The sequence below is a fragment of the Roseateles sp. P5_B10 genome (assembly GCF_056400485.1).
In genome coordinates, this window is record NZ_JBFULE010001201.1 from 1 (window position 1) to 1170 (window position 1170).

Annotated in this window: 1 protein-coding gene; it reads right to left on the minus strand. The window is 51.5% G+C overall.

What is annotated here, in order from left to right:
* Nucleotides 1-467 precede the first annotated feature (467 nt).
* Nucleotides 468-1170, minus strand: a 703-nt coding sequence (locus AC1DU6_RS32100) for a hypothetical protein (RefSeq protein ID WP_477862253.1), incomplete at its 5' end; no start/stop codon positions are given.

The window sequence follows — 1170 nt, forward strand, 5'->3', positions numbered from 1 at the left end:
ATGCTGGGAAACGCGAGTTGGGCTGCGTGGCGTTTCGCCACGAGGGCCTTACACAGGGACACTTATAAGCCAATTGACTCCGAAGTAGCCAATGGATTGTCCCTTCTGAGGCATTCTGTCAATTTGCCTTTGCGTTCCTCGGTGCGGACTTACCAGGTCGTTCGGATCTTGCGGTATTGATATCTACAACGATGTTGCCCGCCCCGACTTTCATCGAATCGGGAGAAGGCGGTTGGGTCACTCCCTGGGTCTTTCCACCTCCCGATGGCAGCGTGCCCCCGCTCGGTTCAACCTCTCGCAGTCTGCACGCCAACGTGCAGCTATCCTTTGTTGATACCCACCGACAGCCTTCAGGCGTCGTCGCTTGCTGTTGCGCAGTTGAGGGGCATTTTTCAGAGGCGTCAGCGTTACTGAATGGCAATAGCATGAGGAAGGACACGATGGCTTTAAACATTATGGTCTCACAGTCATAACGAGTTGAGGATGCAGGCCGTCATATTCTTTTCATCTACGGTTTTATCTATACAAAGCTGAACGGTCGCCTTTTTCAACACTGATGGAGTTGCTGGTGAGCGTGACGTCCCCGCATATCCTGGAATCCCGGCGGTCTCATATGGATTGGCGATAAGCCCGCCGGCTCCGGCTAATAGCGATCCAAGGACGAAAACGGCTACGCCTGTAGAAGCAATTTTTAGGTTCCAAGCGACCGTCTTAGCTTCACCGCCGGCTTCAATGCCGCCTTGATCCACGCCAAAGACGATGAACAGCAGACCAACGCTCGCGATGGCAAATCCGACATGCATTACGGCGATTTTCATTCGCTGTTTGTTTATCAGTGCTCGAAAGCTGTTTGATTCAACAAGTGCTAAAGAAAACAACGCATAGTCGTTTGCGCTGTTAAATCCTTGAGTGGGTGCCGGCATTGCCTTGCTAAGCAATTCAACCTGAATGCTTGACCCCATTTCGTTATCGAGATTGCTAATGGCTTCATGCGCTTGATAAAGCAATACTGTGGGTGCGACTAGGCCAAGGATTAAAATCAAAACTAGGCGAGCTAGGCGAACCCATCGAATTACACGCATCAAAGCTTCCCCCATTAATCTTCTTAGGCTAGCACCATCGGCCCCTTGTCGCCTCATCAATAGGTGGTACTCAGCACCGGATTTGCGC